The sequence below is a fragment of the Streptomyces sp. NPDC037203 genome, assembly GCF_055605065.1.
In genome coordinates this window covers 142,409-164,855 of sequence record NZ_JBVJUC010000005.1, presented here as the reverse complement: position 1 = coordinate 164,855, position 22,447 = coordinate 142,409, and the positions used below count along the sequence as shown (strand labels likewise).

General features: G+C 72.4%; 24 protein-coding genes and 3 tRNA genes. 8 read left to right on the top strand and 19 right to left on the bottom strand.

Going from position 1 to position 22,447, the window contains the following annotated elements; translation table 11 throughout:
* Position 1: 1 nt before the first annotated feature.
* From ACZ7EC_RS16745 to ACZ7EC_RS16730, 4 genes are all read right to left on the bottom strand, one after another.
* Positions 2 to 454 (bottom strand): FAS1-like dehydratase domain-containing protein, encoded by a 453-nt coding sequence (locus tag ACZ7EC_RS16745; RefSeq protein ID WP_471063162.1) that lies wholly within the window; start codon positions 452 to 454, stop codon positions 2 to 4.
* 132 nt (positions 455 to 586) lie between these two features.
* Positions 587 to 751 (bottom strand): 50S ribosomal protein L33, encoded by a 165-nt coding sequence (gene rpmG / locus ACZ7EC_RS16740; protein ID WP_003948671.1) that lies wholly within the window; start codon positions 749 to 751, stop codon positions 587 to 589.
* Between the two features lie 91 nt (positions 752 to 842).
* A tRNA-Met gene (locus ACZ7EC_RS16735) sits at positions 843 to 915 on the bottom strand.
* Between the two features lie 46 nt (positions 916 to 961).
* Positions 962 to 1,034, bottom strand: a tRNA-Thr gene (locus tag ACZ7EC_RS16730).
* Between the two features lie 580 nt (positions 1,035 to 1,614).
* Between ACZ7EC_RS16730 and ACZ7EC_RS16725 the strand changes: the two genes are divergently transcribed.
* Together ACZ7EC_RS16725 and ACZ7EC_RS16720 are read left to right on the top strand one after the other, a co-directional pair.
* Positions 1,615 to 2,865, top strand: a complete 1,251-nt coding sequence (locus tag ACZ7EC_RS16725) for an amidohydrolase family protein (RefSeq protein WP_471063160.1) — start codon at positions 1,615 to 1,617, stop codon at positions 2,863 to 2,865.
* Between the two features lie 74 nt (positions 2,866 to 2,939).
* Positions 2,940 to 3,596 (top strand): SDR family oxidoreductase, encoded by a 657-nt coding sequence (locus ACZ7EC_RS16720; RefSeq protein ID WP_471063158.1) that lies wholly within the window; start codon positions 2,940 to 2,942, stop codon positions 3,594 to 3,596.
* 28 nt (positions 3,597 to 3,624) lie between these two features.
* On the opposite strand, the gene ACZ7EC_RS16715 is transcribed toward ACZ7EC_RS16720, so the two are convergent.
* The 3 genes from ACZ7EC_RS16715 to ACZ7EC_RS16705 all read right to left on the bottom strand — a co-directional run bounded on the left by ACZ7EC_RS16715 (position 3,625) and on the right by ACZ7EC_RS16705 (position 4,658).
* The gene (locus tag ACZ7EC_RS16715; protein ID WP_471063157.1) at positions 3,625 to 3,840 is read right to left on the bottom strand and encodes a hypothetical protein; all 216 of its coding nucleotides are present in this window, start codon (positions 3,838 to 3,840) and stop codon (positions 3,625 to 3,627) included.
* Between the two features lie 308 nt (positions 3,841 to 4,148).
* Positions 4,149 to 4,373, bottom strand: a complete 225-nt coding sequence (locus ACZ7EC_RS16710) for a hypothetical protein (RefSeq protein ID WP_471063155.1) — start codon at positions 4,371 to 4,373, stop codon at positions 4,149 to 4,151.
* Positions 4,374 to 4,576: 203 nt separating this feature from the next.
* Positions 4,577 to 4,658 (bottom strand) — tRNA-Tyr (locus tag ACZ7EC_RS16705).
* Between the two features lie 223 nt (positions 4,659 to 4,881).
* Between ACZ7EC_RS16705 and ACZ7EC_RS16700 the strand changes: the two genes are divergently transcribed.
* Complete coding sequence (locus ACZ7EC_RS16700; protein WP_397984548.1) at positions 4,882 to 5,370, top strand: YajQ family cyclic di-GMP-binding protein; 489 nt, start codon at positions 4,882 to 4,884, stop codon at positions 5,368 to 5,370.
* A 73-nt stretch (positions 5,371 to 5,443) separates the two neighbouring features.
* Here ACZ7EC_RS16700 and ACZ7EC_RS16695 read toward each other — a convergent pair whose 3' ends face one another.
* Entirely contained in the window at positions 5,444 to 5,713 is a 270-nt protein-coding gene (locus ACZ7EC_RS16695; protein WP_471063153.1) for a GlsB/YeaQ/YmgE family stress response membrane protein, read from the bottom strand.
* A 271-nt stretch (positions 5,714 to 5,984) separates the two neighbouring features.
* On the opposite strand from ACZ7EC_RS16695, the gene ACZ7EC_RS16690 reads away from it, so the two are divergent.
* Both ACZ7EC_RS16690 and ACZ7EC_RS16685 read left to right on the top strand, forming a co-directional pair.
* On the top strand, positions 5,985 to 6,386 hold the full coding sequence (locus ACZ7EC_RS16690) for a YccF domain-containing protein (RefSeq protein ID WP_471063151.1): 402 nt from the start codon (positions 5,985 to 5,987) through the stop codon (positions 6,384 to 6,386).
* Positions 6,387 to 6,505: 119 nt separating this feature from the next.
* On the top strand, positions 6,506 to 7,063 hold the full coding sequence (locus ACZ7EC_RS16685; protein ID WP_471063149.1) for a DoxX family protein: 558 nt from the start codon (positions 6,506 to 6,508) through the stop codon (positions 7,061 to 7,063).
* Positions 7,064 to 7,130: 67 nt separating this feature from the next.
* On the opposite strand, the gene htpX is transcribed toward ACZ7EC_RS16685, so the two are convergent.
* The 11 genes from htpX to ACZ7EC_RS16630 form a co-directional block, all read right to left on the bottom strand.
* The gene (gene htpX, locus ACZ7EC_RS16680) at positions 7,131 to 7,994 is read right to left on the bottom strand and encodes a zinc metalloprotease HtpX (RefSeq protein WP_471063148.1); all 864 of its coding nucleotides are present in this window, start codon (positions 7,992 to 7,994) and stop codon (positions 7,131 to 7,133) included.
* Between the two features lie 210 nt (positions 7,995 to 8,204).
* Positions 8,205 to 9,749 carry an NADH-quinone oxidoreductase subunit N gene (locus ACZ7EC_RS16675; protein WP_471063146.1) on the bottom strand — a complete coding sequence of 515 codons (1,545 nt, stop codon included), beginning with the start codon at positions 9,747 to 9,749 and terminating at the stop codon, positions 8,205 to 8,207.
* On the bottom strand, positions 9,746 to 11,320 hold the full coding sequence (locus ACZ7EC_RS16670; protein ID WP_471063144.1) for an NADH-quinone oxidoreductase subunit M: 1,575 nt from the start codon (positions 11,318 to 11,320) through the stop codon (positions 9,746 to 9,748). The genes ACZ7EC_RS16675 and ACZ7EC_RS16670 overlap by 4 nt, the downstream gene beginning before the upstream one ends.
* A gap of 6 nt (positions 11,321 to 11,326) precedes the next feature.
* Complete coding sequence (locus ACZ7EC_RS16665) at positions 11,327 to 13,321, bottom strand: NADH-quinone oxidoreductase subunit 5 family protein (protein ID WP_471063142.1); 1,995 nt, start codon at positions 13,319 to 13,321, stop codon at positions 11,327 to 11,329.
* Positions 13,318 to 13,692: an NADH-quinone oxidoreductase subunit NuoK gene (gene nuoK / locus ACZ7EC_RS16660; protein WP_471063140.1), complete on the bottom strand. Its 375-nt coding sequence runs from the start codon at positions 13,690 to 13,692 to the stop codon at positions 13,318 to 13,320. The genes ACZ7EC_RS16665 and nuoK overlap by 4 nt, the downstream gene beginning before the upstream one ends.
* Complete coding sequence (locus ACZ7EC_RS16655; protein WP_471063614.1) at positions 13,692 to 14,345, bottom strand: NADH-quinone oxidoreductase subunit J family protein; 654 nt, start codon at positions 14,343 to 14,345, stop codon at positions 13,692 to 13,694. The genes nuoK and ACZ7EC_RS16655 overlap by 1 nt, the downstream gene beginning before the upstream one ends.
* Complete coding sequence (locus ACZ7EC_RS16650) at positions 14,345 to 14,935, bottom strand: NuoI/complex I 23 kDa subunit family protein (RefSeq protein WP_471063138.1); 591 nt, start codon at positions 14,933 to 14,935, stop codon at positions 14,345 to 14,347. Before ACZ7EC_RS16650 ends, ACZ7EC_RS16655 begins: the two co-directional genes overlap by 1 nt.
* Positions 14,935 to 15,903, bottom strand: a complete 969-nt coding sequence (locus tag ACZ7EC_RS16645) for a complex I subunit 1/NuoH family protein (protein WP_471063136.1) — start codon at positions 15,901 to 15,903, stop codon at positions 14,935 to 14,937. The genes ACZ7EC_RS16650 and ACZ7EC_RS16645 overlap by 1 nt, the downstream gene beginning before the upstream one ends.
* The gene (locus ACZ7EC_RS16640; RefSeq protein WP_471063134.1) at positions 15,900 to 17,423 is read right to left on the bottom strand and encodes an NADH-quinone oxidoreductase subunit C; all 1,524 of its coding nucleotides are present in this window, start codon (positions 17,421 to 17,423) and stop codon (positions 15,900 to 15,902) included. The genes ACZ7EC_RS16645 and ACZ7EC_RS16640 overlap by 4 nt, the downstream gene beginning before the upstream one ends.
* Positions 17,423 to 18,022 (bottom strand): NADH-quinone oxidoreductase subunit B, encoded by a 600-nt coding sequence (locus tag ACZ7EC_RS16635; RefSeq protein ID WP_397984563.1) that lies wholly within the window; start codon positions 18,020 to 18,022, stop codon positions 17,423 to 17,425. The genes ACZ7EC_RS16640 and ACZ7EC_RS16635 overlap by 1 nt, the downstream gene beginning before the upstream one ends.
* Positions 18,013 to 18,435, bottom strand: a complete 423-nt coding sequence (locus ACZ7EC_RS16630) for an NADH-quinone oxidoreductase subunit A (RefSeq protein WP_397984564.1) — start codon at positions 18,433 to 18,435, stop codon at positions 18,013 to 18,015. The genes ACZ7EC_RS16635 and ACZ7EC_RS16630 overlap by 10 nt, the downstream gene beginning before the upstream one ends.
* Before the next feature lie 187 nt (positions 18,436 to 18,622).
* Here ACZ7EC_RS16630 and ACZ7EC_RS16625 point away from each other — a divergent pair, with 187 nt between their 5' ends.
* The 3 genes from ACZ7EC_RS16625 (at position 18,623) to ACZ7EC_RS16615 (ending at position 22,269) form a co-directional block, all read left to right on the top strand.
* Complete coding sequence (locus ACZ7EC_RS16625) at positions 18,623 to 19,903, top strand: sensor histidine kinase (protein WP_471063132.1); 1,281 nt, start codon at positions 18,623 to 18,625, stop codon at positions 19,901 to 19,903.
* Positions 19,904 to 20,060: 157 nt separating this feature from the next.
* Entirely contained in the window at positions 20,061 to 21,449 is a 1,389-nt protein-coding gene (locus ACZ7EC_RS16620; RefSeq protein ID WP_471063130.1) for a sensor histidine kinase, read from the top strand.
* Positions 21,450 to 21,579: 130 nt separating this feature from the next.
* Positions 21,580 to 22,269: a LuxR C-terminal-related transcriptional regulator gene (locus ACZ7EC_RS16615; RefSeq protein WP_471063128.1), complete on the top strand. Its 690-nt coding sequence runs from the start codon at positions 21,580 to 21,582 to the stop codon at positions 22,267 to 22,269.
* The last annotated feature ends 178 nt before the right edge of the window (positions 22,270 to 22,447 follow it).

Genomic DNA, 22,447 nt, shown 5'->3' with positions numbered 1-22,447 from the left:
CTCAAACCTCCTCGGCCGCGCGGGCCACGAGCTTGGTCCAGGCGGTCACGACGAGTTCGCCCGCCTCGTCGTGCACCTCACCGCGGATGTCCAGGATGTCGTTGCCCGCGAGGGACTTGATCGCCTCGATGGTGGAGGTGACCGTGAGCCGGTCGCCGGCGCGGACCGGGCGGCGGTAGGCGAACTTCTGGTCGCCGTGCACGACCCGGCTGTAGTCCAGGCCGAGCTGCGGGTCCTCGATCACCTGGCCGGCGGCGCGGAAAGTGATCGAGAACACGAAGGTCGGGGGGGCGATCACGTCGGAGTGCCCGTACGCCTTGGCGGCCTCCGGGTCCGTGAACACCGGGTTGGTCTCCCCCACGGCCTCGGCGAACTCGCGGATCTTCTCCCGGCCCACCTCGTAGGGCGCGGTGGGCGGGTAGGTCCGTCCCACGAAGGACTGGTCGAGCGCCATGGCCCGGCACCTCCTGAAGTCTGGATGTGAGGGTCCCAAACTATCCGGGGCCCGGAACCGGCCGGAGGCCCGACCGTGAAAACGCCGCGAGGCCGCCCCCTCGAAAGGGGACGGCCTCGCGAACGAGCCTATTTATCGCGTTTCGCGGTGCGCGGTGTGCGCGTTGCAACGCGGGCAGTGCTTCTTCATCTCCAGTCGGTCCGGGTTGTTACGCCGGTTCTTCTTGGTGATGTAGTTCCGCTCCTTGCACTCCACGCAGGCCAGCGTGATCTTCGGGCGGACGTCGGTGGCAGCCACGTGAGTGCTCCTAAGACGAACAGAATGGGCTAGTTCAACGCAAGAAAGAGTAGCCGATTGAAGGACCGACCCCACAATCGGCTACTGTCAGTAGCGGTGACCGGACTTGAACCGGTGACACAGCGATTATGAGCCGCTTGCTCTACCGACTGAGCTACACCGCTTTGATGAGATCGGAACCCGTCTTGCGACGGGAACCTCTCACACCAGAGCCCCAAAACGGAATCGAACCGTTGACCTTCTCCTTACCATGGAGACGCTCTGCCGACTGAGCTATTGGGGCGAGCGATGAAGACATTACACGGTCCGCCGCCGTTCACCCAAATCCATATCCCCGCGGGCGCGAGCCGCCTGTCGCGGAGCCTGGCGGGTGGGGCTCCGGGGGCCGTGGGGGCGGCTGTTCAGGGGCCGTTGTGGGCTCTCGGGAGCCGGCCGCGTGCCTGCCGGGGCTCGTGCCGGGGGGGGTCGGCGGAGATCACTCTGGGTAAGGCCAAGCGGAAGGCGGCAAGCCGCGCGCCCTGGGGTGGGTCCGGTCGCCCGGCGGACCGGAGGCCACCCGCCTGCGCGCCAGCCAGTCGGCCCGGTATGCCGGCGGCAGCCCCGCACGCCGGCGGTCGCACCCCCCCCCCCCCGCCCCGTGCCGCGGCGCCCGCGCGGCCTCGTGCACCACGCCGGTACGACTATTGCGCTCCTGCGGGACCTGTGCCGTTCGTCACCCTAGGCTCGACACGCCCTGTGTGATCTTGGGGCGCCCCGAACCCCCGGTCGCCGGTCACGGCGCGTCACCGGCACCCTCATGCCCTCCCGAGTTTCCCGACCGCCCCGGCCGCCCGACCCACCCGACCTACCGACCTTGGAGCGCGATGCCCGACAGTCAGCCGCAGCCGCACCTGCCGTCGAACTCGTCGAATCCGTCGGGCGGTCTGCTGCTGTGCGGGGCGCGGCTGACCGACGGCCGGACCGTGGACGTACGGCTGGGCGGCGGCCGGATCGAGGCCGTGGGCACCGCGGGCAGCCTGGCGCAGGGGCCGGCCCGCGCGGGCGCCCAGCGGGTCGATCTCTCCGGCTACCTGTTGCTGCCCGCCCCGGCAGAGCCGCACGCGCACGGCGACACCGCTCTGTCCGCCGAACAGGCGGGCCCGGCCTCCTGCGCCCCCGAGGACGTCCAGCGCAGGGCCACCGAGGCGGCGCTGCTCCAGCTGGGCCACGGGGCGACGGCGGTACGGGCGCACGTGCGCGTGGGCGACGTACAGGGGCTCGGCGCGCTGGGCGCCGTACTCCAGGCGCGGCGGGCGCTGCGCGGGCTCGCGGAGCTGACGGCGGTGGCGATGCCCCGGCTGCTGACCGGGATGGCCGGGGCGGACGGTCTGGCGATACTGCGGGACGCGGTGAAGATGGGCGCCGCGGCGGTGGGCGGCTGTCCCGACCTGGACCCGGATCCCACGGGGTACGTGGAGGCGGTCCTGGAGGTGGCCGCCGAGCACGGCCTGCCGGTGGACCTGCACACGGACGCCGCCGACCCGGCCCGGCTGTCCCGGCTCGCGGCGATGGCGGGTGGTCTGCGCCCCGGCGTGACGATCGGCCCGTGCGCCGGTCTCACGCGCCTGTCTGCCGACGCCGCCTCCCGCGCCGCGGACCAGCTCGCGGCGGCCGGGGTGACGGTCGTATGCCTGCCCCAGGGCGGTTGCGGCGGCAGTGACCGGCGGGGCACGGCCCCGGTACGGCTGCTGCGCGCGGCCGGGGTGCGGGTGGCGGCCGGCAGCGGCGCGCTGCGGGACGTGTCGAACCCGGTGGGCCGCGGCGACCCCCTGGAGGCCGCCTACCTGCTCGCCTCCGCCCACGGGCTGCGCCCGCAGGACGCGTACGAGGCGGTGAGCGCGACGGCCCGCGCCGCGCTCGGCCTGCCCGGCGTCCGCGTGGAGGCGGGGTTCCCCGCGGAGCTGCTCGCCGTGCGCGGCGAGCATCTGCCGGGCGCGCTCTCCCTGGCGTACAGCCGGATCGTGATCCACCGCGCGCGGGTGGTGGCCCGTACGAGCGCGGTCCGCGAGTACTGCAACTCGGCGGCGGCCCCGGAGCCGGGGCTGCCGCGGCAGGGGCGCGGCGAGGTGCCGTAGCGCGCGCCGGGGCCGGGCGCGGCCGGGGTCAACCCGTGCGGCACACGGGGGTTTTCGGGCGTACGGTCTAAAGCATGCGCATTGTCATCGCTGGTGGTCACGGTCAGATCGCGCTGCGGCTGGAACGGCTGCTCGCCGCGCGTGGGTACGAGGTCGCGGGGATCATCCGCAAGCCGGCGCAGAGCGGCGATCTGCGGTCGGCCGGGGCTGAGCCGCTGGTGCTCGACCTGGAGTCCGCCTCGGTGGAGGAGGTCGCGGAGCTGCTGCGGGGCGCGGACGCGGCGGTGTTCGCGGCGGGCGCGGGTCCGGGCAGCGGTACGGACCGCAAGGAGACGGTGGACAAGGGCGCGGCGGTGTTGTTCGCGGATGCGGCCGTGCGCGCGGGCGTACGCCGGTTCGTGGTGGTGTCCTCGATGGGCGCGGACCCCACGCACCAGGGCGACGAGGTGTTTGACGTCTATCTGCGCGCCAAGGGCGAGGCCGACGCGTACGTCGCCCGCCAGAAGGACCTGGACTGGACGATCCTGCGGCCCGGCACGCTGACCGACGACGCCGGCACCGGGCTGGTCCGCCTGGAGGCGCACACCGGGCGTGGCATGGTCCCGCGGGACGACGTGGCCGCCGTACTCGCGGAGCTGGTGGAGACCTCGGCGACGGCCGGCCTGACGCTGGAACTGACGGCCGGTTCGACGCCGGTGTCGGTCGCGGTGAAGTCGGTGGCCGGCAACTGAGGCGACGGCGACGGGCGTTGGCCGCGTCTCAGAACAACGGCAGCTGACCGGGGATCTCCGGCACGACGTACCCGTCCAACGTGGGCTGTGCCGCGCCGAGTTGCGCCTTCCGCAGCGACCCCTCACAGGAGACGAGCCGCGCGTCCCCCCGCCCCGCGGGCGGATCATGCCGCGCGAAGCGTCCCGCGACGACGGCGATCTCACGGTGGCATACGGGGCAGGTTCTGCGTCGGGATGAGGACATACGGCCAGTGTGCCTGGTCCGGTCACGCCGACGGCCGCTCGCTGCGGACGGGCGGATGGTCGCGCCCGCTTCGGGGGGCGGTGCTTGTGCCCGCTTCGGGGGCGGGGACCGTGCCCGCTCCGGGGGGCGGGGACCGTGCCCGCTTCGGGAGCGGTGGGGGCCGTGCCTGCTTCAGGTCCGTCGGCGGGCACGTCCGCTTCAGGAGGGGTGGTGGCTGCGCCCCCTGCTGGCGCGTCGGCGGTTCTGCCCGCCTCGCGTCGGCACCGGCGACCGCGTCCGCCTCGGATGAGCCGACGGTGGTGTCCGCCTCAGGTGCGCGACTCCGCCTCCCAGCGCTCGGGGCCGACGCCACGCCAGTCGATCAACGGCGAGTCCGCGACCTGCTCCGGCTCGATCTCCAGCCCGGCTCTGCGCAGGAACTCCACCAGATCCCGCACGTTGTGCGCGAGCCCCAGGATCTCCCCGTCCACCCGGACCCGCCGCCCACCGCTCGGCGAGGGCAGCTGGACGACGATGGGTCGCTTCCCGGACATGCCTCCAGCATCGTCCGGACGGGGAGCGACCGCACCCGCACCGGGTCCTGCTTCTGGTTCCGCAGATCGATATTCGCTCACTCGTTCGAGTCTAGCCCCGCCCCCGAGCCACGCCGTGCCCGGCGACCTCCAGCCGTCCCGCCGGAACAAGAAGAAGCCCCCTCCGTACTGCGTTCGCAGTTCAGAGGGGGCTTCCCCGAGTGTGGCGGCGCCAGGATTCGAACCTGGGAAGGCTGAGCCGGCAGATTTACAGTCTGCTCCCTTTGGCCGCTCGGGCACACCGCCAAGTTTGCTGCCAATCGAACCCGCTTTCGGCGGTGTTCCCCGGCAACGACGTAAACAATACCTGATCCGCAGGGGTGCTTCGCCACCCGATTGATCTCCAGTCCTCGGGTCACGGGGTGGCTAGGCTGGTGCGGATGCGGCCCGGCTGGATGCCGGGCCCGGCGGCCGCCGCCACGCACGCCGGCACGCACCGACACGCACCCGATACAAGGAGCCACAGGACATGGCCGACTCCAGTTTCGACATCGTCTCGAAGGTCGAGCGGCAGGAGGTCGACAACGCCCTCAACCAGGCCGCCAAGGAGATCTCGCAGCGCTACGACTTCAAGGGCGTCGGCGCCTCGATCGCGTGGTCGGGGGAGAAGATCCTCATGGAGGCGAACTCCGAGGAGCGGGTGAAGGCCGTCCTCGACGTCTTCCAGTCCAAGCTGATCAAGCGGGGCATCTCGCTGAAGGCGCTGGACGCGGGCGAGCCCCAGCTGTCCGGCAAGGAGTACAAGATCTTCGCCTCGATCGAGGAGGGCATCTCCCAGGAGAACGCCAAGAAGGTGGCGAAGATCATCCGCGACGAGGGCCCCAAGGGCGTCAAGGCCCAGGTCCAGGGCGACGAGCTGCGCGTCAGCTCCAAGAGCCGCGACGACCTCCAGACCGTGATCGCCCTCCTGAAGGGCAAGGACTTCGACTTCGCGCTTCAGTTCGTGAACTACCGGTAGGAATCCGGGCGGGGAACGGAGAGAAGGGTGGGCCCCTGCGGGCGCCCACCCTTCCGTGTCGCCGGGGCGGTGCTCAGCCGCGGCGGGAGTCGCCGAAGACCAGGCGGTAGGCGATCAGCAGGACCAGGGAGCCGCCGATGGCCGACACCCAGGTGGCACCGTCGAAGAAGTGCCTGCTGACCGGGTGATGCAGCCAACGGGACGAGATCCAGCCACCGACGAACGCGCCCACGATGCCGATGACGGTCGTGCCCAGGAGCCCGCCGGGGTCGCGGCCCGGCAGCAGGAACTTGGCTATGGCTCCGGCCAGCAGCCCCAGAATGATCCACGCGATGATGCCCATAGCGCCAACCCTGCCCTTTCGCGCCCGGTGCGCACAGGCCCGGTCGTGAGATCTTGGTGAAGACCGGCGGTCCGCCGTGCGCGCCTTCGTACCGTCTTGGTGAACAGGACGCCGGCAAACCTCCGCCCGGTTGCCGCCGCCCGGTCGGGCTTTCGTCCCGGATCGTTCCCGATCTCGCCACAGGACGCTCCGGCACCGCTCGAAGCGCTGTGACCGGCCGATACTGGTGGCAGCGGGGAAGCCCGGCGCAGTGACCTGAGAGGTACCGATCATGAAGGTGTTCAACCTGCTGCTCAACATCCTGTGGCTGCTTTTCTGCGGCATCTGGATGTCGATCGGTTATCTCATCGCCGCGCTGGTCTGCTTCGTCCTGATCATCACGATCCCCTTCGGCATCGCCTCGCTGCGCATCGCCGGATTCGTCCTGTGGCCGTTCGGCCGGACCGCCGTGGACCGGCCGGACGCCGGCGCGGGATCGTTCGTCGGCAATGTCATCTGGGTGGTCTTCGCGGGCTGGTGGCTCGCCCTGGGGCACCTGATCACCAGCATCCCGCTGTTCCTGTCGATCATCGGCATCCCCTTCGGCTGGGCGAACCTGAAGCTCATCCCGGTCTCGCTGATGCCGCTGGGCCGCGAGATCGTCCCCACGGACCGGGGGTTCGGCGACCGCTGATCGATGTGCGGGGGCGCCGTACCTCCGGAATCATCGCTACAGGGGCGGCGAGCCGGGGGCTCAAAGCCTGTCCAGGGCTTGGGGGAAGCGCATATCCGGCATCCGTACGGAGTCCTCAGATGCCCAGGAACCACATCGACCCGTCCACCGCCGCCGCACCGCCGGCCGGCAGGCAGGGGGCCGGCCGTACGGGGGTGAGCGCCGCGGACTGCGGACTGCTGCTGCTCCGGCTCACCTTCGGCCTGCTTCTCGCGGGGCACGGGTCCCAGAAGCTTTTCGGACTGTTCGGCGGGCCGGGGCTGACCGCCACCGGCAAGGGCTTCGCGTCCCTCGGCTACCGCCCCGGCAGACTCTTCGCGGCCATCGGCGGCCTCTCCGAACTCCTCGGCGGCCTCGGCCTCGCCGCCGGACTGTTCGTCCCGCTCGCGGCCGCCGCGATCGTGGGCGTGATGATCAACGCCATGGTCACCGTGAGCGCCGCCCACGGGGTGTGGGTGGAGCAAGGCGGAGTGGAGTACAACATCTGCATCGCCGTCGTCGCCCTCGCCGTCGCGGCCATCGGGCCCGGCCGGCTCGCCCTGGACCGCTTCTTTGCGTGGGGGAAGGGCGGCTGGCTCCAGGGGGCCTTCGCCCTGGGGCTCGGAGCCCTGGGAGCGGCGCTCGCGCTGGCCTTGTGACGGGCGGCCGGCGGTCGGGGAAGTGCCGGGTTCCCGGAGCGCCGGGCCGGTGGCGGCGGTCCCGGACTCAGGGCCTGCGGCCGGCCATGCCCTCCAGGCGCGCGATCCGCTCCGCCATCGGCGGGTGCGTGGAGAACATCTTCGACAGCCCCTGACCCGGACGGAAGGGGTTCGCGATCATCATGTGGCTCGCCGTCTCGATCCGCGGCTCGGGCGGCAGTGGCAGCTGCTGGGTGCCGGTCTCCAGCTTGCGCAGGGCGCTGGCGAGGGCGAGCGGATCGCCGGTGAGCTGCGCGCCGGAGGCGTCCGCCTCGTACTCGCGAGAGCGGCTGATGGCCAGCTGGATCAGGGTGGCGGCGAGCGGGCCCAGGATCATGATCAGGAGCATGCCGAGCAGGCCGGGGCCCTCGTCGTCGTCCGAACGGCCGATCGGAATCAGCCAGGCGAAGTTCACCAGGAACATGATCACCGAGGCGAGCGCGCCGGCCACCGAGGAGATGAGGATGTCCCGGTTGTAGACATGGCTCAGCTCATGTCCGATGACGCCGCGCAGCTCGCGCTCGTCCAGCAGGCGCAGGATGCCCTCGGTGCAGCACACCGCCGCGTTGCGCGGATTGCGGCCTGTGGCGAAGGCGTTCGGGGCCTCGGTCGGGGAGATGTAGAGCCGGGGCATGGGCTGGCGGGCCTGCGTGGACAGCTCGCGGACCATCCGGTAGAGCGCCGGGGCCTCGAACTCGCTCACCGGGCGGGCCCGCATGGCGCGCAGGGCCAGCTTGTCGCTGTTCCAGTACGCGTACGCGTTCGTGCCGAGGGCGATCAGGAGCGCGACGATCAGCCCGGTGCGGCCGAAGAAGCTGCCGATGATGATGATAAGCGCCGACAGTCCCCCGAGGAGTACTGCGGTCCTGAGCCCGTTGTGCCGGCGGTGCACGGTACGCCCTCCAAGTGGTTCAGGGACCCTTCGGTCCAGTGGACCCTCCCGCACTCCCCAACGCCAGGCGGCGGCCACAAGTTCCCAGGTGGGCGGGGGCGGGCGTGGCGCCCGTACGAGTGAAGGGGGGTCCGTGGCCGAGGGGAGGGGGTCGGCGGGCTGCCGGGGAGGGGGCCCGGCAGGCCGCCCTGGAGGGCCCGCCGGGGCGCCTCAGAAAAGCCCGGTGGCCGCGAACCGCAGCACCAGCTGGGGTGCCCCGGACAGGGCGACGCCCGCCACCCCGGCGAGGGCGATCGCGGCCGTGAGCGGGGCCGGGACCCGGTGCCGGGCGGCCTCGCCCTCGGGGGCGCGGAACAGCAGGGCGGTCCACTGGAGGTAGTAGTAGAGGGCGATCACCACGTTGACGGCCATGCCGACCGCGAGCCAGCCGAGGCCCGCGTCGACGGCCGCCGAGAACACGGTGACCTTGGCGAACAGGCCGATGATGCCCGGCGGCAGCCCGGCCAGGCAGAGCAGGAAGAAGGCCATCAGGAGAGCGGTCGCCGGGTTGGTGCGGTACAGGCCCCGGTAGTCGGAGATCCGGTTCTGGCCGCGGTTGCGGCCCACCACGGCGGCCACCGCGAACGCACCGAGGTTCACGACGGCGTACATGAGGGCGTACGCGACGGTCGAACCGATCGCCTTCTGCGCGTCCTTGGCGTACCCGGCCGCCGCGATCGGTACGAGGAGATAGCCGGCCTGGCCGACGGAGGACCAGGCCAGCAGTCGTACGGCGCTGCGTGCGCGCGTGGCCCGCTGGCGCAGCGCGCCGACGTTGCCGACGGTCATGGTGAGCGCGGCCAGGACGGCGAGCGCGGGCCCCCAGACGCCGGCGTACGACGGGAACGCGACCACGGTGACGAGGATCAGGCCGGAGAAACCGACCGCCTTGCCGACGACCGACAAGTAGGCGGCGACGGGCAGCGGCGCGCCCACGTAGGTGTCGGGCACCCAGAAGTGGAAGGGCACGGCGGCCGTCTTGAAGGCGAAACCGATCAGGGTGAGGACGACGCCCGTCTCTGCCAGGGTGTGCAACTGACCGGGGGTGGCCGGAAGTCGCTGCGCCACCTGGGTGAGGTAGAGGGTTCCGGTGCAGGCGTAGACGAAGCTGACGCCCATCAGACTGACCGCGGTGGCGGTGACCGAGGACAGGAAGAACTTCAGCGCGGCCTCGGAGGAGCGCTTGTCTCCGTGCCGGATGCCGACGAGGGCGAAGGCGGGCAGGGAGGCGGTCTCCAGGGCCACGATCAGGGTGGCCAGGTCGCGGGCGGCGGGCAGCAGGGCGGCGCCGGCGGTGGCGGACAGCAGCAGGAACCAGAACTCGCCGGGCGGGACGCGCCGCCGGTCGTCGTCCAGGGTGGTGATCGACAGCAGGGCCGCGAGCAGGGCGCCGCCGAGGACCAGGAACTGGACGACCAGGGTGAAGTGGTCGGCGGTGTAGCTGCAGGCGCGCGGGACGCCGGTACCGGTCCCGGCGCCGGTCAGGCAGAAGGTGGCGCGGTCGCCGTCCAGCAGCGGCAGCAGCATCAGCGCGGCGGCGGCGAGTCCGGCGACCGAGATCCAGCCGAGGACGTTCTTGCGGGCCTCGGCCAGGAAGAGGTCGGCGACGAGCACGCCGAGCGCCACGACCGCGGTGATCAGGGGCGGGGCGACGGCGAGCCAGTCGACGGACTGGACCAGCGACGCGGCGGACGCGGCGAGGGGCTGGGCGCTCATCGGGTGCCTCCTGCGAGCAGCTGGTGCACGGCCGGGTCGGTCAGGCCGAGCAGGGCCCGCGGCCACAGTCCGGCGACGACGGTCAGAACGACGAGCGGGGTCCAGGCGGCGAACTCGTAGCCCTGGACGTCGGCGAGCTCGGGGACCTCGCGCTCGGCGCCACCCATGCACACCCGGCGGACCACGATCAGCATGTACGCGGCCGTCAGCAGGGTGCCGAACGCGCCGATCGCCATGAAGGTGAGGAACGCGGGACGGCTGAGGCCCCCCGCGGGTTCGAACGCGCCGAACAGAGACAGCATCTCGCCCCAGAACCCGGCGAGTCCGGGCAGCCCGAGGGAGGCGACGGCACCGAAGGCGAGCAGCCCGCCGAGGCGGGGCGCCTTGCCGTAGAGAGCGAGGCCGGTCTCCTCGGCAAGGGCGTCCAGGTCGGTGCTGCCGGTGCGGTCCTTCAGGGCGCCGACCAGGAAGAACAGCAGGCCGGTGATGAGGCCGTGGGCGATGTTGGCGAACAGGGCGCCGTTGACGCCGGTCGGGGTCATGGTGGCGATGCCGAGGAGGACGAAGCCCATGTGGCCGACCGAGGAGTAGGCGATCAGCCGTTTGAGGTCGCCCTTCGCGCCCTGCCTGGCCAGCGCCAGACAGGCAAGGGACCCGTAGATGATCCCGACGACGGCGAACGCGGCGAGGTACGGCGCGAAGACGCGGAACCCGTGCGGCGCGACCGGCAGCAGGATCCGGACGAACCCGTACGTGCCCATCTTCAGCAGGACCCCGGCGAGCAGCACCGAGCCGGTGGTCGGGGCGGCGGTGTGGGCATCGGGCAGCCAGCTGTGCAGCGGCCACATCGGGGTCTTGACCGCGAGCCCGAGACCGATCGCCAGAACGGCGATGACCTGCACGGACGCGGTCAGCGACCGGCCGTTGTCAGTGGCGAGTGCCACCATGTCGAACGTGCCCGCCTTGATTCCGATCAGGAGCAGGCCGAGCAGCATGACGACGGAGCCGAGCAGCGTGAACAGGATGAACTTCCACGCGGCCCGGTTCCGCCCCTCGCCGCCCCAGCGGGCGATGAGGAAGTACATCGGGATCAGCACGGTCTCGAACGCGAGGAAGAACAGCAGCAGATCGAGCACGGCGAACGTCGCGAGCGTGCCGGTCTCCAGCAGGAGCAGCAGGGCGACGAACGCCTTCGGGGACGGTCCCGTGGGCGGCTTGAAGTAGGAGTACAGCGCGCACAGGAAGGTCAGCAGCGCGGTCAGCACGACAAGGGGGAGGGAAATGCCGTCGATGCCGAGGTGGATCCGCACGTCGAGCGCGGGGATCCAGCTGATGTCGGTCGTGGCCTGCATCCTCGACGGATGGTGGTGGTCGAAGCCGAGCGCGAGCAGGACCGCGGCGGCGAGGACCACCCCGGTCACGGTGACGCCGTGGCGCAGCACGGACTGCTCGGGCGACTTCCCCTTCAGTCCGGGCGGGGCGGGCAGGAGGGCGGCGACGGCGCCGATGAGCGGGCCGACGACGATCAATGCCAGAAGGACTCGCATCAGGGACTCGTTGATATCGATCACGCCTGCTCACGCTCCCGTGGCGACGAGGACGACGGCGACCGCCAGGACGACGGTGCCGGCGAGCAGCGCGCTCACATAGGTCTGCACATTGCCGGTCTGGGCGCGGCGTACGGCGGCCCCGAGCAACCGGGGCAGCGCGCCGGCGGCGCCGACGTAGGTGTCCACGACCTCCCGGTCGAGGAAGCGGACGAGGCTCGCCGCACCCTGCACCGGGCGGACGAACAGCGCGGCGTAGACGGCGTCGAGGTGGAAGCCGGCGGCCGCGTGCCGGTGCAGCGGGCCGAGCAGCACCCGTCCGGGGTCCGCCGGGTCGGGGGCGTAGGCGATGTCGCCGTAGGCCGGGGTGTGGCTGGCGATGGCCTCGGCCTCGACCAGTCCCGCATCGCCCTCGGGGTGGGCGGCGACCGCGCCGAGCGGGGGGCTGACGAGGCTTCGGGTGGTGCGCTGCCAGACGCCGTAGGTGAGGAGGGCGCCGACCACGGCGAGACCCGTGCCGAGGATGGAGGTGAGCAGGGTCGGGGTCAGCGAGGTGCCGTCGAACCAGGCGGGCAGCGCGCGGTAGGCGAGCCCGCCGAAGGCCAGCGAGGGCACCGTGAGGACCCACAGGACGGCGGTCATGGTCAGCGGCTGGCGGCCGTGGTCGGGGACCTCGGCGCCCCGGCCGTGGAAGGCCAGCAGCCACAGCCGGGTGGCGTAGGCGGCGGTGAGTACGGCGGTGACCAGACCGGCGACGAGGACGAGCCAGCCGGCCGCGCCGGGCACGTGCGCGGTGTCCCCGTGGGCCGCGTGTTCGGCGGCGCCGAGGACGGACTCCTTGGAGAAGAAGCCGCTGAAGGGCGGGATCGCGGCGAGCGCGAGCAGAGCCACGGTCATCGTCCAGTAGGCGTCCGGGATCCGCTCACGCAGGCCGCGCATGCGGGACATGGCGGCCAGCGAGTTGGTGCCGGAGGCGTGGATGATCACACCGGCGGCGAGGAACAGCAGCGCCTTGAAGGCGCCGTGGGACAGGAGGTGGAAGACGGCGGCACCGCGGTCGCCGACGGCCAGGGCGCCGGTCATGTAGCCGAGCTGGCCGATCGTCGAGTAGGCGAGGACGCGCTTGATGTCGTCCTGGGCGAGCGCGGCGAGTCCGGAGCCGGTCATGGTGACGGCGGCCATCGCGGCGAGGACCAGCATCGCGGCACCGGATGCCTCGAACACCGGGAGGAGACGGGCGACGAAGTAGACACCGGCGGCGACCATCGTGGCGGCGTGGATCAGCGCCGAGACCGGTGTCGGGCCGGCCATGGCGTCCGGCAGCCAGGTGTGCAGCGGGAATTGCGCCGACTTTCCGGCCACGCCCGCGAGCAGCAGCAGGGCGACCAGGGTCGGATGGTGCAGCCCGCCGTTCGCGACCGTGCCGAGGACGGAGGTGATGCGGAAGGAGCCGGCGTCGGTGGCGAGCGCGAACAGGCCGATCAGGAACGGCACATCGCCGAGCTTGGTGACCAGGAACGCCTTGAGGGAGGCGGCGCGGGCCTCGGGGGTCTCCCAGTAATGGCCGACCAGGAAGTAGGAGCAGATGCCCATCACCTCCCAGCCGACCAGCAGCACGATCAGGTCGCCGGAGTAGACGACGAGCAGCATCGCGGAGGTGAACAGGGAGACGAGGGCGGCGTACGAGGGGTAGCGCTGGTCCTCGCGCAGGTAGCCCGTGGAGTAGATCTGCACACAGGCCGCCACGAAGGCGACCAGGACCGCGACGAGCGCGGCGAAGCCGTCGACGTGCAGGGCCAGTTCGACGGGCACCGAACCGGTGGGGGTCAGCTCCGTGTGCGCGTCCACGGCCGGTTCGCCGCCCTGGCGGACGGCGACCAGCGCGGCCAGCACCAGTGAGGCCAGCGGCGGCAGCACGGCGAGCGGGCGCACGAAGCCGGGCGCGGTACGGCCGAGCAGCAGCCCGGCCACGGCGCCGAGGAACGGCAGGAGGGGGACGAGTACGGCGAGGGTGGTCGTGGTCACGCGGTGGCCTCGGTCTTCTGTGCCCGGACGGCATCCGGTTCCGCGTCGTCGGGGCCTTCGGCGGTGTCGCGGAGCTTGTCGATGTCGGAGGTGCCGCGGTTGCGGTACACGGCGAGCACGATCGCCAGGCCGATGCCGATCTCGGCGGCGGCGATGGCGATGGTGAACAGGGTCAGCGCCTGGCCGGAGTGCAGGGTGTCGCGGGCGGCGCGGCTGAGCCAGACGTCGAAGGCGACCAGGTTGAGGTTGACGGCGTTGAGCATCAGCTCGACCGACATCAGGACCAGGATCGCGTTGCGGCGGGCGAGGACGCCGTACAGGCCGGTGCAGAAGAGGAGGGCGGAGAGTACGGCGGGGTAGACGAGGTGCATCAGCGGGCGCCGTCCTTCTGGACGGGGACGGGGGCCGGCGTACGGGATGCCGGGCCGTCACCGCCGCGGGCGTCGGCTTCCAGGCCGGCCGCGGCCCCGGCCTTGGCTTTGCGGGACAGGACGATCGCGCCGACCAGGGCCGCGAGGAGCAGCACGGACAGGGCCTCGAAGGGCAGCACCCAGTGCCGGAACAGGCTCGCCCCGGTGACGCGGGTGGTGCCGGCGGCCGGTCCGGTCAGGTCGATCCAGGTCGTACGGAAGGCGTCGGCGACCACCCACACCAGGGCGACGGCGGCGGCGACCGCGACCGCGAGGGCGGCCCAGCGGTTGCCCGAGTCGGCGTCCGGGGAGCGGCCGATGGGGGCCCTGGTGAGCATCAGCCCGAACAGGAGGAGTACGACGACGGAACCGACGTAGATCAGGACCTGCACCCAGGCGATGAACTCGGCCGTGAGCAGCAGGTACTCCACGGCGAGGCCGCCGAGCGCGACCACCAGCCACAGGGCGGCGTGCACCAGTTGCCGGGTGGTGACGGTGATCAGCGCGGCGCCGAGGGTGACCAGGCCGACGAGGAGGAAGGCGATCTCGACGCCGGTCGGGGAGAGGAAGCCGTGCGGGGCCGCGGCGAGGGGGCCGTGGCTCGGGGCGGGGATCACGCGTCGCCCTCCTTCGAGGCGGCGCGCGCCGCCTCGGCCTGTGCCGCGGCCAGCTTCTCGGCGTTCTTGCGGGCGGCGGCGATCTCCTTCGGCTCCTCCGCACCCGGATCGAGCGCGGGCGGGGCCGGCACGGTCCACATCCACTCGCGGAGCTTGTCCCGCTCGTGGGTGAGCTCGTGGATGTCGGTCTCGGCGTACTCGAACTCCGGGGACCAGAACAGCGCGTCGAAGGGGCAGACCTCGATGCAGATACCGCAGTACATGCACAGCGAGAAGTCGATGGCGAACCGGTCGAGGACGTTGCGGCTGCGCTCGCGCCCGCCGGGGGCGGCGGGCGGCACCGTCTCCTTGTGGGAGTCGATGTAGATGCACCAGTCGGGGCATTCGCGGGCGCACAGCATGCAGACCGTGCAGTTCTCCTCGAACAGACCGATCACGCCGCGGGTGCGGGGCGGCAGTTCGGGCAGCGTGTCCGGGTACTGCTCGGTGCCGTGCTTGCGCGTCATCGTGCGCAGGGTGACGGCGAGGCCCTTGGCGAGCCCGGAACCGGGGATGCGGGGCCGGGTGGGCGGAAGCGACTCGGCCATCAGGAGATCACCACCTTGACGATGCCGGTGAGGGCGATCTGGGCGAGGGAGAGGGGGACGAGGAGGGTCCAGGACAGCTTCTGGAGCTGGTCCTCGCGCAGCCGTGGGTAGGTGACGCGGAGCCAGATGACGAGGAAGGCGAGGATCGCGGCCTTCAGCAGCGTCCAGACCCAGCCGAGCCCGTCCGCGCCCCAGGGGCCGTGCCAGCCGCCCAGGAAGAGGACGGTGGTCAGGCCGCACAGCACGACGATGCCGGCGTACTCGGCGAGCAGGAACAGGGCGAAGCGCAGACCGGTGTACTCGGTGTACGCGCCGAAGATGATCTCCGAGTCGGCGACGGGCATGTCGAACGGCGGGCGTTGCAGCTCGGCGAGCCCGGCGACGAAGAAGACGACCGCGCCGATCAGCTGCCAGGGCAGCCACCACCAGTGGAAGGCGTGCAGGATGCCCGGCAGGGAGACGGTGCCGGCCGCCATCGCGACGGAGGCCGCGGCGAGCAGCATCGGCAGTTCGTAGGCCAGCAGCTGGGCGGCGGTGCGCAGGCCGCCCAGCAGGGAGAACTTGTTGGCGCTGGCCCAGCCCGCCATGAGCGAGCCGAGGACGCCGACGCCCATCACCGCGAGCGCGAAGAACACACCCGCGTCCAGCGCCTGCCCGACGGCGCCCTCGCCCGGTCCGATCGGGATGACGAGCAGGACGAGCAGGTACGGCAGCAGGGCGACGGCGGGCGCGAGCTGGAAGACCCGGCGGTCGGCCTGCGCCGGCACCACGTCCTCCTTCTGCGCGAACTTCACACCGTCCGCGACGAGCTGGGCCCACCCGTGGAACCCGCCCGCGTACATCGGCCCGAGCCGCCCCTGCATGTGGGCCATCACCTTGTGCTCGGTCTGCCCCACGACCAGCGGGAAGACGAGAAACACGACGAACACGGCCACGAGCCGCAGGGCGACGTCGAGTGCGCCGTTCACTGCGGGCCTCCTGGGGAGTCGGTCGGGGGGACTTCGGGGGTCGGGGCGGGGTCAGGGTCCGGGGTGGGGTCCGGGCCTGAATCCGGGGTGGGGTCCGGGGTCGAGTCCGGGGTGTCCGGGGCGACCGGGGCCGTGTCCGGGGCGGATTTCGGGGTCGCGTCCGGGTCGGACGAGGGTTGGCTGGTCCGGGGCTGCGAAGCGGTCGGTTCCGAGGGCTCGGCCGGTTCCGAAGGCTCGGCAAGCCGCGACGGCTCGGGCGACTGCGACGGCTCGGGCGTGGGCTGCGGCTCGGGCGCGGGCTGCGGCTCGGCGGATCCGGCGGACCGCGAATCAGCGGCCTCGCGCGGTTCTACGGCATCTCGCCCGGCCCCCTCGTGACGCTCCTGTCCTGCGGCCCGCTCCGGCTCCGCGGCCCGCCCAGCCTCGTCGAACGCCGGCCGGGCGTGGTGCCACGGTGCGTCCGCGCTGCGCGGTGCCGTACGGCCGGCGGGGCGGTCGGCGTCGCCGGGGCCCGCGGGCCCCTCCGCCGAGTCGGTCGCCGGGGGCTCCGGGGTGCGCTGGGAGGCCGAGCCCTGCGACGCGCTGCGGGCACGCCGGGGGCGAGCCGGTGCCGGGGCGGAACCGGCGGCGGGACCCTCCGCCCCGGACCGCGCGGCATCGCTCCCGGCCGCCTGGCTCGCCGAGCCCTCGCTCGCACTCCGCATCCGCCGCGGACGCGCCGGCGCACCACCAGCGGCACCGGCACCGGTCGCCCCCGCCGGGGGACCCTCCCCCACCGGCGGCCGACCGGCCGGCTCCTGGCTCGCCGAGCCCTCGCTCGCGCTCCGCGTCCTGCGCGGACGCGCCGGGGCAGTGCCCTCCGTCGCGCCCGGCTGACCGGTCGAACCCTCCGCCGCGGTGCGGGTGCGCCGTACCGGACGGTCTCCGGCGGCGCGGGCCGGCGCGGCGGGAAGCCGGCCCTTGAGCGGGCCCCACTCGTTGGGGTCGGGGACGCCCGGCGGAAGCATCTGGCGGCGCTTGGGACCACCGTGCTCGGACTCGCCGGGCTCCTTCGCGCCGGGCCACGCCTTGGCGACACGCGCGGCGAGCACGAAGTCCTTGCGGAGCGGATGGCCCTCGAAGTTCTCCGGGAGGAGCAGGTGTTCGAGTCCCGGATGTCCCTCGAAGGTCACCCCGAACATCTCGTACGTCTCGCGTTCGTGCCAGGCCGCACCGGCGTACACCCCGACGGCGGTCGGCAGCACCGGCGCCGCGTGCGGCACCGTCGTCCGCACCAGGAGGCGGCGGACCGGGTTCAGGGCCACCACGTGAGCGGACACGCACAAGCCCGCGCCCGGTTCGTCGACCGCGCTGAGCCAGTCGAAATAGGTGCAGGTCAGCGTCGTACGGGCCGTCTGAAGCGCGGCGAGCCAGGCGGACGGCGGGACGTCCACCGTCAGGACCTCGTACGCCTCCTCGGCCACCGCTTCCGGGCCGAACAGTTCGTCGACAGGGGCGGGCAGCCAGCCGGCCGTGCTCATCACGCGCCCTCCTCGCCGGCCGGGGCGGGCGGCCGTACCAGACCGCTCTGGAGCGCGGCGGCGGACGGCCGGGCGGCGCCGTGGCCGTACCGCTCCCCCAACGACTCGGCGGCGATCTTCTCCTGGAGCTTGAGGATGCCCTGGAGCAGCGCCTCGGGACGCGGTGGGCAGCCGGGCACGTACACGTCCACGGGGATGATCTGGTCGACGCCCTTGGTGACGGAGTACGAGTCCCAGTAGGGGCCGCCGCAGTTGGAGCAGGCGCCGAAGGAGATGACGTACTTGGGCTCGGGCATCTGCTCGTACAGGCGCTTGACGGCGGGGGCCATCTTGTCCGTGACCGTGCCCGAGACCACCATCAGGTCGGCCTGGCGGGGCCCCGGCGCGAACGGGATGACGCCGAGCCGGATGAAGTCGTGCCGGGCCATCGACGCGGCGATGAACTCGATCGCGCAGCAGGCGAGGCCGAAGTTGAAGACCCAGAGCGAGTAGCGGCGGCCCCAGTTGAGGACCACCTTCATGGGCTCGGGCGCCAGCCTGGCCAGCGCGCCCAGCCGCTTGGGCTCGGGGAGGTACACGGGATCCGGGGTCACGTCCATGCCAGGACGCCCTTCTTGTATGCGTACAGCAGGCCGACGGCGAGGAAGCCGAGGAAGACGAACATCTCCACGAGGGTCGTCGCGCCGTAGCCGGGGGCGGCGAAGACCGTCGCCCAGGGGAACAGGAAGACCGAGTCGACCGCGAAGATCACGTACAGGAAGGCGTAGACGTAGTAGCGGACCTGGGTGTGGGCCCAGCCCTCGCCTACGGGGTCGACACCGCACTCGTAGGTCAGGAGTTTCTCCGGGGTGGGCACTACGGGCCGCAGCAGCCGGCCGGCGCCGAACGCGACCGCGACGAACAGCACGCCGACGACGGCGAGCAGCCCCACGGCCGAGTACGACCGGAAATAGCCGGCCGCGGTGACGACGTGTGTCGCGGCGATGGTCGAGTCCCCCAGTGTCTCCCGCACCGTCCGTCCCTCGCTCCCTGACCTCGTGACCTGTACGCACGGGAGTCTAGGCCCTGATAAAGAACCGGTAAGCAGGCAGTCACGCCGCGAGACGCCCCGCGACGGCCGGGGGTGGGGTTTTCCCCCGTGGGCGGAGGGCGGCGTACCACATGGCGCGGAAGGTGCCGCATTCGGCAGGCTGTCCGGTATGACCGCTCCCAGCTCCGCCGCCGACCGGCCCGACGGCACCGACCGGCACAACGGCTTCGACCGGCCCGACGGGCCCGTCCGGCACGACGGCTCCGACCGGCCCGGCATACCCGGTCGGCCCGACGGCGCCGACGGCACGGACCGCGTTCCGCCCCCGAGGCCGGCCTACGACATCCATACGTGGAAGGAGATCGCGCATCTCCTGCTGAACCTGCCGACGACGGTGTTCGGCTTCGTCTACGCGATCACCGTGCTGTCCGTCGGCGGCGCCCTCACCGTCACCGTGATCGGCCTGCCGCTGCTGGCGCTGTCCCTGCTGGGCGCCCGGCAGCTGGGGAAGCTGGAGCGGGCGCGGGCCAGGGCACTGCTCGGGGTGCGGGTGGAGGAGCCGTCACCGCTGCCGCTCGCCCGCGGCGGGACCATGCTCCAGCGGGCGTGGATGGCCCTGAAGGACCCGGTGGGCTGGCGCGCGCTGCTGTACGACGCGATCCGGCTGCCCTGGGGCGTCCTCACCTTCTGCACGGTGCTGGTCTCGCTGTTCGTGCTGTGGCCCCTGCTGCCGTACCTCGCCCGCGCTCTGGCGAACGTCGACCGGGCGATGGTGCGCGGTCTGCTCTCCCCCTCCGACGAGCTGGAGCGCCGCATAGCGGAGCTGGAGTCGGACCGGGGCGTCGTGGTGGACACGGCCGCCGCCGACCTGCGCCGCATCGAACGCGATCTGCACGACGGCGCCCAGGCCCGGCTGGTCAACCTGGCCATGGGGCTGGGCCTGGCCAAGGAGAAGCTGCTGGAGGACCCGGACACCGCGGCGGCGATGGTGGCGGAGGCGCACGGCGAGGTGAAGCTGGCCCTCCAGGAGCTGCGCGACCTGGCCCGCGGCATCCATCCCGCCGTCCTCACCGACCGTGGTCTGGACGCCGCCCTGTCCTCGGTCGCCGCTCGGTGCACGGTGCCGGTCAAGGTGACCGTGGACCTCGCCGACCGCCCCGCCGCGGCCATCGAGGGCATCGCCTACTTCACCGTCTCCGAGCTGCTCCAGAACGTCAGCAAGCACAGCGGTGCCCGCTCCGCCTCGGTGGACGTGTGGCGCACCGCGGACCGGCTGCTGATCCAGGTCCACGACGACGGCCGGGGCGGCGCCAGCCTGGACGGCGGCAGCGGGATGCGGGGCCTGGCGGACCGGCTGGGCGCGGTGGACGGCCTGTTCGTGGTCGACTCCCCGGCCGGCGGCCCGACCGAGGTCACGGCCGAACTGCCGTGGCGGGACCGGGAGAAGTAGCCCCGAGGAGCGGCGGGGGACGCCGGCCGGACCGGCGGGGGTGGGGAAAACCCCCGGTTCAGGACGCCGACGGACTCCATGGTTCCCAGGGCCTCGGCACACGACTCTTGAGTTACGGCTGAACCGCCGCTGGCACGAGGAGAACGGGACGACATCGATGGCCACTCAGTACGGACACGGCGGGTACGGCCAGGGATACGACGTGGGTGACGACGAACGGCGGTACGGCTCCGGCCCGCACCCCGGCCCCCGCCCCCGGCTGCCCGCCGCGCTGCGGGCGCCGTTCGAGGCCCGCACCTGGCGGGAGCTGGGTTACGTCCTGCTGAGCCTGCCGGTCTCGGTCGCGCTGTTCAGCTGGGCGGTGACGATGGTGTCGCTGGGCGCGGGCCTGCTGGTGACCTTCCTCGGCGTGCCCGTCCTCGCGGCGGCGCTGGCCGGCTGCCGGGGCTTCGGTGCGCTGGAGCGGGTGCGGGCGCGGGCGCTGCTGGGCGTGGACGTGCCGGGTCCCGAGCCGCTGCGGGTGCGCAAGCCGGGCGCGCTGGCCTGGATGGGCGCGGTCCTCAAGAGCGGCGCCTCCTGGCGGAGCCTGCTGTACGCACTGGTCCAGTTCCCCTGGGCGGTGTTCGCCTTCACGGTCGCGGTGGTCCTGTGGACGCTGAGCCTGACCTTGCTGACCTACCCGCTGTGGTTCTGGGTCTTCCCGGCATACGCGGGAGAGGGCGGTATCCAGCTGTACGGCGACGAGCACCACCGCATCTACCTGGACACCCCGTTCGAGATCACCGTGACCGCGTTGGTCGGGCTGCTGTTCACGCTGGCCACGCCCTGGCTGGTGCGCGCCCTGACGACGGTGGACGGGCTGCTGGTGCGCGGGCTGCTCGGCCCGTCGCCGCTGTCGGAGCGGGTGGTGGAGCTGGAGTCGGACCGGGGCGTCGTGGTGGACACGGCCGCCGCCGACCTGCGCCGCATCGAACGCGATCTGCACGACGGCGCCCAGGCCCGGCTGGTCGGCCTGGCGATGGACCTGGGGCTGGCGAAGGAGAAGATGCGGGAGGACCCGCAGGCGGCGGCGCGCATGGTGGAGGACGCGCACGGCGAGGTGAAGACGGCGCTCCAGGAGCTGCGCGCGCTCGCCCGTGGCATCCATCCGGCGGTGCTGACCGACCGTGGCCTGGACGCGGCCCTGTCGGCGGTGGCCTCCCGGTGCACGGTGCCGGTCCGGGTGGAGGTCGATCTGCCGTCCCGTCCGGCACCGGCCATCGAGGGCATCGCCTACTTCACGGTCTGCGAACTGCTCCAGAACGTCGCCAAGCACAGCGGGGCGCGCTCCGCCTCCGTCGATGTGTGGCATGCGGAGGGCCGCCTGATGCTCCAGGTGGCCGACGACGGAGTGGGTGGCGCGGACGCCTCCGCCGGCTCGGGTCTCGCGGGCCTCAAGGGCCGCTTGGGCGCCGTGGACGGCATCCTGCTGGTGGATTCCCCGGCGGGCGGCCCGACGCGCGTGATAGCGGAACTCCCCTGGCGGGGCCGACTGGCCGCCGACTAGCTTCTGACCAGCGGCTATACCGGCACTCGAACCAGTTATCCACAGGGCGTGGGGCGCTGTGTGCCGATTCCTGGAATGCTTGGTCCTCGTACACGGCGCGTCCCCGGTGGGCGTCGCCACGGGACCGCGCATGACGGGGGCGAAGGACGTGGAGAACAGGGTGCGGGTGGTCATCGCCGAGGATTCGGTGCTGCTCCGAGAGGGGCTGACCCGGCTGCTGAACGACCGGGGACACGAGGTGGTGGCCGGGGTCGGGGACGGGGAGGCATTGGTGAAGACCATCGCCGACCTGGCCGGCGAGGGCGCGCTGCCCGATGTGGTGGTGGCGGACGTGCGGATGCCGCCGACGCACACCGACGAGGGGGTGCGGGCGGCCGTGGCCCTGCGCAGGATGCATCCCGGCCTCGGCGTGCTGGTGCTGTCGCAGTACGTGGAGGAGCGGTACGCCACCGAGCTGCTGGCCGGTTCCACACGGGGCGTGGGCTATCTGCTCAAGGACCGGGTGGCGGACGTCCGGGAGTTCGTGGACGCGGTGGTGCGGGTCGCCGAGGGCGGTACGGCGCTCGACCCGGAGGTGGTCACGCAGTTGCTGGGCCGCAGCCGCAAGCAGGACGTGCTGGCCCGGCTGACCCCGCGCGAGCGCGAGGTGCTGGCACTGATGGCGGAGGGGCGTACGAACGCGGCGATCGCCCGGCAGCTGGTCATCAGCGACGGCGCGGTGGAGAAGCACGTCAGCAACATCTTCCTCAAGCTCGGCCTGTCGCCGAGCGACGGGGGCCACCGGCGGGTGCTCGCGGTGCTCACCTATCTGAACTCCTGACCGGGCGTCCGGGCCTTTGACCGGGCTCCTGAGCGGAGGCCCCGGCGGGTGGGGTCGGCCGGGCGTCAGGGGCGTATCAGGGGGTCCGGCTTCCGTGGGAATGAGGAGTCCCCGGCAGGAGAGCGGAGGGGTGAACCGGGGAAGGAAGCCCTGACATGTCAGCGCTACACGTCGTCTC

Coding starts and splice junctions, on each gene's coding strand:
- ACZ7EC_RS16745 (WP_471063162.1), bottom strand. CDS start 454: ATGGCGCTCGACCAGTCCTTCGTGGGACGGACCTACCCGCCCACCGCG.
- ACZ7EC_RS16725 (WP_471063160.1), top strand. CDS start 1,615: ATGCCCGACAGTCAGCCGCAGCCGCACCTGCCGTCGAACTCGTCGAAT.
- ACZ7EC_RS16720 (WP_471063158.1), top strand. CDS start 2,940: ATGCGCATTGTCATCGCTGGTGGTCACGGTCAGATCGCGCTGCGGCTG.
- ACZ7EC_RS16715 (WP_471063157.1), bottom strand. CDS start 3,840: ATGTCCTCATCCCGACGCAGAACCTGCCCCGTATGCCACCGTGAGATC.
- ACZ7EC_RS16710 (WP_471063155.1), bottom strand. CDS start 4,373: ATGTCCGGGAAGCGACCCATCGTCGTCCAGCTGCCCTCGCCGAGCGGT.
- ACZ7EC_RS16700 (WP_397984548.1), top strand. CDS start 4,882: ATGGCCGACTCCAGTTTCGACATCGTCTCGAAGGTCGAGCGGCAGGAG.
- ACZ7EC_RS16695 (WP_471063153.1), bottom strand. CDS start 5,713: ATGGGCATCATCGCGTGGATCATTCTGGGGCTGCTGGCCGGAGCCATA.
- ACZ7EC_RS16690 (WP_471063151.1), top strand. CDS start 5,985: ATGAAGGTGTTCAACCTGCTGCTCAACATCCTGTGGCTGCTTTTCTGC.
- ACZ7EC_RS16685 (WP_471063149.1), top strand. CDS start 6,506: ATGCCCAGGAACCACATCGACCCGTCCACCGCCGCCGCACCGCCGGCC.
- ACZ7EC_RS16675 (WP_471063146.1), bottom strand. CDS start 9,749: ATGAGCGCCCAGCCCCTCGCCGCGTCCGCCGCGTCGCTGGTCCAGTCC.
- nuoK (WP_471063140.1), bottom strand. CDS start 13,692: ATGCACCTCGTCTACCCCGCCGTACTCTCCGCCCTCCTCTTCTGCACC.
- ACZ7EC_RS16650 (WP_471063138.1), bottom strand. CDS start 14,935: ATGGCCGAGTCGCTTCCGCCCACCCGGCCCCGCATCCCCGGTTCCGGG.
- ACZ7EC_RS16640 (WP_471063134.1), bottom strand. CDS start 17,423: ATGAGCACGGCCGGCTGGCTGCCCGCCCCTGTCGACGAACTGTTCGGC.
- ACZ7EC_RS16635 (WP_397984563.1), bottom strand. CDS start 18,022: ATGGACGTGACCCCGGATCCCGTGTACCTCCCCGAGCCCAAGCGGCTG.
- ACZ7EC_RS16625 (WP_471063132.1), top strand. CDS start 18,623: ATGACCGCTCCCAGCTCCGCCGCCGACCGGCCCGACGGCACCGACCGG.
- ACZ7EC_RS16620 (WP_471063130.1), top strand. CDS start 20,061: ATGGCCACTCAGTACGGACACGGCGGGTACGGCCAGGGATACGACGTG.
- ACZ7EC_RS16615 (WP_471063128.1), top strand. CDS start 21,580: ATGACGGGGGCGAAGGACGTGGAGAACAGGGTGCGGGTGGTCATCGCC.